Genomic DNA, 9,117 nt, shown 5'->3' on the forward strand with positions numbered 1-9,117 from the left:
GAAACGTGTATGTTTCCTACCCTTTTCTTAGAGTGTACCGATGATCACTGCGCTTCCATCCAATTTTCATAAAGAGATTCTAAATTTTTCTCCAATCCATCTTTATGATGTTGGAGTTTCATTAACTCTTCCACATCATCACTGTGCTGCATTTTTTGATCAATGGTCGCGATTTCTTGTTCGAGGCGAGCAATTTCCCGCTCCCAATCAATAGTCGGTTCTTCTTTTACCGGAGTTTCTGCTTTGGCTGTTTTTTCACGTTTTACCGCCTGCTCTTCTGCCCGCGTTTCTAAAAGGGCGTGCCAGTGTTTTTTCGTTTCTTCATACGTCCCGATATACCGGTGAAGTTTTCCATCCACAAGAAAAGCCGTGTTTGTGAAACACTGGTCCAGGAAATGCCGGTCATGGGACACCCCGATCATCGTTCCTTTAAATTGATGGAGGGCTTCTTCAAGAACTTCCTGTGACTCCACATCGAGATGATTGGTCGGTTCATCCAGGATCAGGACCTGAATATCCTGATGCATGAAGATGGCCAGCTTCAAACGCATCTGTTCCCCTCCGCTCAAGTGGCGGATTTTCCGGAAGACGTCGTATCCATAAAACATGAAGCCCGCAAGCCTGTGCCGCGCTTCTCCTTCGGTCACCCGAATGTGATCCCGAAAATGGTCGATCATCCGCTGGTCGCGGTCCGCTTCCTGCAGAGGGTTTTGTGGAAGATACCCCACTTTAATGGAAGGCGCCCTTTTTATTGTTCCCGCGCTCGGTATTTCTTTCTCCAATAACATTCTTAAGAGTGTGGATTTCCCACTTCCGTTAGCTCCGACAATCGCGATCCGGTCCTGGTAACGGACGTGAAGGTCGACACCGTCCAATATCGTTTCACTGCCGTACTTTTTCTCAAGCGATTCAATCGTGTACACATCTTTCCCCGTCCGTCCATCTGATTCAAGCGATAGATTCATTTTTTTCGGGTCGATCATTGGCTTATCGATTTTTTCCATCCGTTCTAACGCTTTCTCCATGCTTTTCGCTTTTTTGAAGAGCTTAGGGTTCGGCGGAGTGGCTTCATTCGCCCATTGCCTCAACCTCCTTATGGCCTCTTTCATCTTTTTGATTTTCTTCTGCTGTTCTTCATACTGATGAAATTCAGCAAGCAGTTTTTCCTCTTTTTGTTTTTCAAAAGCGGTGTAGTTGCCTTTGTACATCTCAATTTCTCCGGATTCCAAATCCATAATGTCTGTAACGACGTGATCAAGGAATGCGCGGTCATGGGAGATGACACAAATGGTCCCGGCGTAGGATTGCAAGTAAGCTTCCAGCCATTCGATGGACTGTAGATCCAAATGGTTCGTCGGTTCATCAAGCAAGAGAACATCAGGGTTTTCCAGCAACAACTTGGCAAGACCAAGTTTTGTTTTTTCCCCACCGCTCAAACTGGAAAATGGCTGGTCCAGCAACTGATGGATCTTCAACCCGTTTGCCACCTGCTTAATAGAGGCATCCATTTCGTATCCACCACGCTGAGTGAAACGCTCTTGTATCTCTCCATAGGCGGCGATGGCTTTTTCCATCTTTTGAGGATCTATCATATCCTCTTCCAGTTCTTTCATCTGCTCTGCCAAAGAGACGAGTTCGGTAAAGGCAAGCTGCAAGTACGCTCTTCCCGTCCCCGTCCAATCCTCTGGAATCTGCTTCAAATAACCAATTGTGGCTCCCTTTTGAATAAAAAGATCGCCACCATCCAGCGATTCCTCTTTTGTGATGATTCGGAAAAGAGTCGATTTTCCGCTGCCATTACGACCGACAAGCCCGACACGCTGACCAGATTTAATTTCCATATCCAAAGCTTCAAATAATACTTCGCCACCGACAATTTTATATAGATTCTTTAATGTAATGATCATTGAAAATTCCTCCTAAAGACTTTTTGAAGACACAAAAAAAGCCAGAGGTCCCGTTACCTCTGACTTTTATCTGTGAATAATCAGGTATGAGACGCTACATTGTTTCACTATTCAGATGCCATTTTGGACATACGTGTCCCGTTGACAGCTGAATTGTGAATAATCGCACGGCGTACATAGTTGATTTGATAGTCAAGCACGTGCATCTGCAGCATCTTCATACCCTCCTTTGTCCTTAGAATTATTCCTATTATAACGGATCGTCAGAAAATTGGCTACTCTTTTTTGGAATCAGCAGCCTTCCCAAGTTTCTTCAATAGATCGATCGCATCCTGCTTCTCGTCATCCGTCAGCCCATCCATAATTGATTCAATCTCTTTCCAATGGTCAGGGAAGATGCCGTTCAACAGGTCCCGTCCTTTTTCCGTAATGGACGCAAATGTGATACGTCGGTCGTTTGGACAAGGCACACGTTTCAAGTATTCCTTTTTCTCAAGCTTATCCACCACATAAGTGATACTTCCGCTTGCAAGCAGAATTTTCTCGCCGATCTTCTGCAGTGGCTGATCTCCCTGGTGATAGAGAAGCTCAAGCACTCCAAATTCTGTCGGGTTCAATTCATATCGTTGGATATCATCCTTCACTAAATCTGCGATGGTGCGCTGAGCTTTGGTCAATACGACAAAAAGCTTCAGCGAAGGATCTTGTTTTTTCTTGCGGTATAGTTCTTGTTCGTTCATCACGTTCGCCCATCCTTTACAAAAGATAAAGATAGTATAAGTTTAACAAATTCTAACTGTCAAACCATCCCTTTTCCGCAAATTCTCGGTTTCCTTAAGGGTTATCCATATTATGCAGCGCGTTCGGTCCTCCAGTTAAGAAGGTGAAATGTTCCGGGAGGACTTCCAATTTTTCCGGTGTCTTCCCTTTGATTTCCCCATCCATGTCCACATCCTGCTTAAATTCAACATCGATGTTCACCTTCTCTCCCTGGTAGTGGGACAGCTCCTGGAATTCACTCTGATCTGTCTGCGGTCGTCCCATCGTCATGAGTTCCCTGAATAACGTGAGGTTGGAATTTTTCACAACCAGAATGTCAAACTTCCCATCCTGCAAGTCAATCGTTGGGACAGGAAGGCGTCTTGTCCCTATGAATTGGCCATTCATGACAAGAATCATTACCGCCTCTCCATCGACCTCTTCATCATCTACGGTCAGTTTGAACCGAAATGGGGTTGCCTGATTCATCGTTTTCAGTGCACTCATGAAATAGCTGAGTACACCGAACCGATTTTTTTGATTTTCGTCAATGTTAAAAGAAGTTTGAGTCACCAGACCGATGCCCCAGAAGTTAATGAAATAATCGTCCTCGGTCCTCCCTGCATCCACAAAAACCTCTTCCCCTTCAATGATGGATGCAGCCGCTTGCCTAAGCCGCTGAGGTGTGTCCAAAACTCGGCTGAAATCATTGCACGTTCCACCTGGCAGCACACCGAGCACCGGACGTTTTTCCATCGGAGCAAGGCAATTGATGACTTCATGTAAGGTTCCATCTCCTCCGAAGATGAAAAAGACTTCCACCTCGGGGCCGTAATGCTGGCAGTTTTCATATAAATCTTCCAATGATAACGTTTGGATGACCTTTAATTCCTTCACTTCTTTACTTAACACCGGCAATACTTGTGAAAGAGCCGTTTCTAACTCTGCTTCGTCCTTTTTTCCATTATATATAAAGATTCCACTGTGATAACGAGGCATAGAATCCCTTCCTTCCTCTTATCATAATTGACTAAATGTCTTTCTTTGAAACCAGTCGTTCTTCATTTAATGTTTGTAAAAATCTTTCCGGTTCATCGACAGTCAGGAATATTTTCATTACTTTACGTTTGAATCCAAATAGACGATACCCATCAACCGCTTCGCTCAACCGTATTTCAAATTGCGGAGGTACCTTTTCGAGCCCAGCAAGCGTCATATTGAAGGAGTGACGGTCCTCAGGCAAGACTTCCCCCTCAAGCCGACGAATCACTGCTACTTTTTCTAACGGAACAGACATATGGAATCGAAGCCCTTTCTGAAAATGAAGATGGTTATGTTGAATGACGACAGGGCTTTTACGAATGGCCTGATAGTCAGCGACCAGGAAAACGAGCGCATAAAAGTCAAAAATGGTCGCAATCCACGCAACCGTTTGGCTGTATTGCATGAGCATGACGTGGACAGCAATGATTTCAATAAGCATCGCATGAACCAGCATCAGGAAAACACCGAAGTACTCACTATTCTTGTGGTAACTGAAGGTGTGATCACCACCCGGCTTATGGTCCAAACGTGGAAAAAAAGCATAGCGGATGGCAGAAGCATCTGTGGCTATGACTCCGATCAGCCGTTCCAACTTGGGGTATCCCCCATACGTCTGCTGATTCGCTGTGAAAATTCTTGAAAGCAAATGTGGAGATGTGTGAATGGAAGCTTTGAAGTTATGCTTCCACGTTTTCAGATTCTTGATGAGAATAACGAGAAGGAGAAGTTCTAAGAGGATAAAACCAGCCTCTACGAGGATAATGGAAACATTGATGTACTGGAGGTGCTCTTTAGCATAGGCGGGAACAATCCAGTGGACAAAACCAGCCCCTAAAAGCCAGATGGGAGCAAGCAAGGACAATGTCGGTTTTCTACGGAGTACAAATAAGAATAGAACGACAGGAAGAACGATCAGGATATCAAGGACAGTCGCCAAAACCAGAAACGGCGGTACTTGGCCCATCACTTCCATTTTCTGAATAAAAAAGTTTGAAAGCAGTAGAGCTGCAATGAACAGAACTCCTCCGTAGAAAGATTTCGGATGCGTTTTTAATGTTTGAACCATCACGATCATCCCTTCTTTTCCTTTATTTTACTATAAAGCAGCAGATGGGATTGAGCTTTGCTGGCAAAAAGTTCAAGGAACCGTCGAAAGTTCATAAGTCTGACATACCTACCTTGAAGTGAAACACTTTCGTTTACTTCTAAGCGAAGTCGTATTATACTATTATTTGTTTAGGGGGCTAAGTAAATATGGAACGAAGTATAGATCAAAATTTAGGCTATCACATCAATATGGTCGCACATTTTTTACAGAATATATATAACCAGCGATTAGGAGAGTACGGATTGACCCACTCCCAGGCAAAAGTTATTTACTTCCTGGCCAAAGCGGGCGAGCAATCCCAAACGGAGCTGCAGAAACAGCTCCATATCAAAGCTTCATCGATGAACGGCTTGATTGAAACACTCCTGAAGCATGAACGCATCAGGAAAAGGTCCTGCCAAAAAGACAAGCGGACTAAGCTCGTAACCCTTACAGATAAAGGCCTGGAGTTGCATGCAACTATACTGGAAATCATTGCTGATATTGAAGCAGAAGCGAACCAGGGGCTGTCAAAAGAAGAACAGCAAGTCATGATTTCCTGGTTAAAGAAGATGCAGGCCAACTTGAAACCTAAAACATCAAGGAGCGAAGACAAATGAAACCACAAAGTGAGCGGTTAGGGACCCAACCTATCCCGAAATTATTAACGAATTTATCAGTGCCTGCCATGATCGGCATGTTCGTCATGGCTTTGTACAATGTCGTTGATACGCTTTTCATCGCACGTGGTGTTGGGATTTTAGGCGTATCCGGTGTCAGCATCGGTTTTCCGGTGATGATGATTATCATGGCCATTGCCGCAGCCGTCGGTATTGGTGGGGCGTCCGTCATCTCAAGACGTTTAGGGGAAAACAAACAGGAAGAAGCCAACCAGGTTTTCGGAAATATCCTTTTTACGATTGTTGTCGTGTCGAGCTTCGGGTTCATCGGGGCCTTCACCTTTCTTGAGCCTTTGCTGAAGCTTTTTGGAGCAACCGATAACATTATGCCCTATGCCATCGACTATTTGTTCCCGATCATGCTTGGATCGTTCTTTTTCTCTTTCGCTTTTACGACAAACAGCATCATCCGTTCAGAAGGAAACTCCAAGTTTGCAATGATTACGATGATCATCCCGGCTGTTCTGAACATGATTCTTGATCCGATATTCATCTTCGGTTTGGATATGGGCGTGCAGGGAGCTTCCGTTGCCACTGTCATTTCCCAGGCGACCGTAACGATCGTCGTCCTGAATTACTTTTTGAAAGGGAAATCCTCACTTGTGGTCAAAGCTTCCTACTTGAAGCCACAATGGTCCGTCATCCGTGAAGTGTTAACCATTGGTATGCCGGCTTTCATTCGACAAGTATCCGGTAGTGGGATGATGATCGCCATCAACTTGATGCTCATTAAATTCGGTGGCGAGTTCGAAGTCGGTGTCTTCGGAATTGTCCAGAAGCTTGCCATGTTCACCATCATGCCGATGATTGGTGTCCTTCAAGGGATGCAACCTATCATTGGCTATAATTACGGAGCCAAGAATTACGACCGCTTGAAAGAAACGGTCATGCTTGGTATGAAAGTCGTTACGATCATCTCTGCAGGCATCTTCATTTTGATGATGGCCTTCCCTGAAGGTTTGATGAACATCTTTACAGGAGACGAAGCAACCATTGATACAGGGGCTTATGCTATCCGCATTATGTTCGCTCTTTCCATTCTAATCGGTGCCCAGGTTGTCAGTGGCGGTCTTTATCAGGCATTAGGAATGGCAAAGCCAGCGCTAATTTTGTCTATGGCGCGGCAAGTTCTTTTCTTGATCCCGCTCGTATTGATTTTACCGAACTTCTTCGGAGTGACAGGTGTATGGCTCGCTTTCCCTCTTTCCGATCTGTTTGCGTTTGCTCTATCCATGATCTTCCTTTATAAAGATCGCACACTATTCTTTAAAACGAAAAATCAAGACCCTCCATACCAGGCAGCGCCTTCTCAAGGCTAAATAAAAAGCACGGTGCAGCAGCACTGTGCTTTCCTATTTTCATCTTCATTAAAAAGCCCACCCCGCTTACTAAGCTTCTTAGAGAACCTAACTTTTTCCAAATTGTTCACAAGGTAATTATAGCAACAACTGACAATTTCCGTTAGAATAAGACAGAGAGTTTTATTTTCTATATTAAAGGATGGAACGCATGACATACTCGATTCATTTAATAAAACTATTTACTCAGCGGGAAGACCATTTATTCAAACTCAACGAAGCAGAACGGCTAAAAAACGTTTGGAATCTATTATTCTTTTTATTAGGCTTAACCATTCTTACATATGTGTGGACAGCGTGGCTCGGACTCGGTACGGATGCGATTTCTGCCAACATGTCTGATCTGAACAGAGTCGAATATGAAACTAGAAAAGCATGGTTCTTAATTGGCCGCGCCGGGTTCGCCATCCTTTTATTCTTATTCACAATTTTCATTTCGTCTTTCTTTTTCTGGCTGTTCAACAACGTGTCTTATAAAAAACTCTTCATTCTGCAGATGAATGTATTACTGATTATGCTGATTGAGCGGATCACCTGGATTCCGCTAATGGTTTATGCAGGGATTGATTGGTACGTCTCTCCCTTTTCTTTCGGAGTGATCGCCTCTTATTTCACCAGTATGGATTGGGTGATTTACTTGTGCGGGGCCATCTCCCTCTTCCAGCTTTTTATCATTTGGTACCAGGTAAAGTGTATCTCCTGGCTTTCCCAGACGAAAATCGGCTGGATCTGGGTCGGTGTTGTTTTTTGGCACATGTTGTTATGGGCAGGTACGGCCGCACTATCTAAATTCGATTTATATCTCCTTTATTTACTCAGATAAGAAAGCAGCAGGTGTAAAGAGCTATGAAAAAAATCAATGTTAAAGGCAGAATCCTCGGCATTTTGATTGTCACCTTCATTACGACCAATGCTTTCCTCATCTTCCTTGATGAAGGAGAACATGTGGATCGCAAGTCTTATATCAATGAATGGTCCAAGACAATCACTTATGATTTGTTTGAAAAAATGGATACGAAAGCTGTATTCGCATCAGAAGAAACAGAGCCGATCTATTTTAATGAAGAGGTTGGATCGTTCCATGAGTTTCTTGTGGAAGAAGGAGACACCATCAGTGAGGGAGATGACCTCTACACGTACGACGTTTTAAATTATTTTCAGGAAGAAGCTCATCTAGAGTCCGAAGCCAGCCGGTTAGAGGAAGAGATTGACGCGATTGAAGATTTTATAGATGACATTGAGAGCTATCGCGTACCTGACCCTCCCGAGACTAACAATCGTTCAAATCCATTCAACAATAATTCCGATACAAGCGACGCCACTCCTCCTTCTTATGTAGAAACCGAGTATATGAAAGAAGAGAAGATTGCTGAACAAGAAGCCGAACTTGCAAAACAAGAAGCCATGCTCGAAATGGTGGAAGACCAACTGGGTCAGCTTCAGGACGAAGGTGATCGAATCACCGTTACAAGCGCTTTTTCAGGAACGGTCAGCGAAGTTTCTGAAGACCTTGAAGCCCCTCTTCTTACATTGCAATCTACTAACCTAGTATTAGAAGGCACCATCCCTGAACAGGAACGGAAGGAAACCGAAGAAGAGATGGTCGTTGAAATTGATGTACCCGAACTGGAATACGAAACGACAGGTACATTAACGTCTGTGGACGATTATCCGGAAGAGGTCGAACTTCATCGCTCCAGCCGCTATCCTTTCACAGTTTCCCTGGAAAACCCTTCAGAGGAATTGCTAGCTGGCTACCATGCGGATTTAAAAATTATTACAGACGAGTCTTTAGGTGTAGTCACCGCTGTTGAGAAAGCATTAGAGACCGAAGAAAATCTTTATGCATGGGTGATGAATGCGGAAGGAATCCTAGAGCGCCGTGACATTGAATCGGGTATTGAAGAACAAGGTCTCGTTGAGATTTTATCAGGTCTTGAAGATGGTGAATGGCTCGCGGTAGAGCCAAAAGATGAATTCAGAAATGAAGCGGTCTTCTTCACACCACTACATACCGATGACCTTAGAATACGCCAGATGTTCAAAATGGAACGTCAGTCCATCCTCACCTACGGTTTACTAGGCCTTCTATCAAGATAACTTGATAACTCTAAAGAAAAACCGGTTGTCCCCAGACAGCCGGTTTTTCTTCGTTCACCCAGCCAATACCTTTTAGGATTTATTAAGGAAAATGACAGGGTCTTGAAGACTCAGCTTCGAGACCTTTCGGGGTTCGTTGCGATGTTGAGCGTCAGGGGGGATGGGAAGCTACTCGCTTTCCT

General features: G+C 44.2%; 8 protein-coding genes. 4 read left to right on the forward strand and 4 right to left on the reverse strand.

Going from position 1 to position 9,117, the window contains the following annotated elements:
• Positions 1-44 precede the first annotated feature (44 nt).
• The 4 genes from abc-f to HFA01_RS16445 all read right to left on the reverse strand — a co-directional run bounded on the left by abc-f (position 45) and on the right by HFA01_RS16445 (position 4,779).
• Positions 45-1,907 carry a ribosomal protection-like ABC-F family protein gene (gene abc-f / locus HFA01_RS16430; RefSeq protein ID WP_146818295.1) on the reverse strand — a complete coding sequence of 621 codons (1,863 nt, stop codon included), beginning with the start codon at positions 1,905-1,907 and terminating at the stop codon, positions 45-47.
• Between the two features lie 275 nt (positions 1,908-2,182).
• The gene (locus HFA01_RS16435) at positions 2,183-2,647 is read right to left on the reverse strand and encodes a MarR family winged helix-turn-helix transcriptional regulator (RefSeq protein ID WP_146818311.1); all 465 of its coding nucleotides are present in this window, start codon (positions 2,645-2,647) and stop codon (positions 2,183-2,185) included.
• Between the two features lie 94 nt (positions 2,648-2,741).
• A complete protein-coding gene (locus tag HFA01_RS16440; protein WP_146818297.1) occupies positions 2,742-3,665 on the reverse strand; it encodes a YegS/Rv2252/BmrU family lipid kinase in 924 nt (307 codons plus the stop codon).
• A 31-nt stretch (positions 3,666-3,696) separates the two neighbouring features.
• On the reverse strand, positions 3,697-4,779 hold the full coding sequence (locus HFA01_RS16445) for a hypothetical protein (protein ID WP_146818299.1): 1,083 nt from the start codon (positions 4,777-4,779) through the stop codon (positions 3,697-3,699).
• A gap of 185 nt (positions 4,780-4,964) precedes the next feature.
• Here HFA01_RS16445 and HFA01_RS16450 point away from each other — a divergent pair, with 185 nt between their 5' ends.
• The 4 genes from HFA01_RS16450 (at position 4,965) to HFA01_RS16465 (ending at position 8,935) form a co-directional block, all read left to right on the forward strand.
• The gene (locus HFA01_RS16450) at positions 4,965-5,417 is read left to right on the forward strand and encodes a MarR family winged helix-turn-helix transcriptional regulator (protein ID WP_146818301.1); all 453 of its coding nucleotides are present in this window, start codon (positions 4,965-4,967) and stop codon (positions 5,415-5,417) included.
• Positions 5,414-6,796: an MATE family efflux transporter gene (locus HFA01_RS16455; protein WP_146818303.1), complete on the forward strand. Its 1,383-nt coding sequence runs from the start codon at positions 5,414-5,416 to the stop codon at positions 6,794-6,796. The genes HFA01_RS16450 and HFA01_RS16455 overlap by 4 nt, the downstream gene beginning before the upstream one ends.
• Positions 6,797-6,986: 190 nt before the next feature.
• Entirely contained in the window at positions 6,987-7,658 is a 672-nt protein-coding gene (locus HFA01_RS16460; protein WP_146818305.1) for a hypothetical protein, read from the forward strand.
• 23 nt (positions 7,659-7,681) lie between these two features.
• On the forward strand, positions 7,682-8,935 hold the full coding sequence (locus HFA01_RS16465) for an efflux RND transporter periplasmic adaptor subunit (RefSeq protein WP_146818307.1): 1,254 nt from the start codon (positions 7,682-7,684) through the stop codon (positions 8,933-8,935).
• Positions 8,936-9,117: the final 182 nt, after the last annotated feature.

The organism is Halobacillus faecis, assembly GCF_007991335.1.
Lineage (GTDB): Bacteria > Bacillota > Bacilli > Bacillales > Halobacillaceae > Halobacillus > Halobacillus faecis.

Bases quoted from the DNA above. Each gene is read 5' to 3' on its own strand.
- HFA01_RS16440 (WP_146818297.1), bottom strand. From the start codon at position 3,665: ATGCCTCGTTATCACAGTGGAATCTTTATATATAATGGAAAAAAGGAC.
- abc-f (WP_146818295.1), bottom strand. From the start codon at position 1,907: ATGATCATTACATTAAAGAATCTATATAAAATTGTCGGTGGCGAAGTA.
- HFA01_RS16435 (WP_146818311.1), bottom strand. From the start codon at position 2,647: ATGAACGAACAAGAACTATACCGCAAGAAAAAACAAGATCCTTCGCTG.
- HFA01_RS16450 (WP_146818301.1), top strand. From the start codon at position 4,965: ATGGAACGAAGTATAGATCAAAATTTAGGCTATCACATCAATATGGTC.
- HFA01_RS16455 (WP_146818303.1), top strand. From the start codon at position 5,414: ATGAAACCACAAAGTGAGCGGTTAGGGACCCAACCTATCCCGAAATTA.
- HFA01_RS16460 (WP_146818305.1), top strand. From the start codon at position 6,987: ATGACATACTCGATTCATTTAATAAAACTATTTACTCAGCGGGAAGAC.
- HFA01_RS16465 (WP_146818307.1), top strand. From the start codon at position 7,682: ATGAAAAAAATCAATGTTAAAGGCAGAATCCTCGGCATTTTGATTGTC.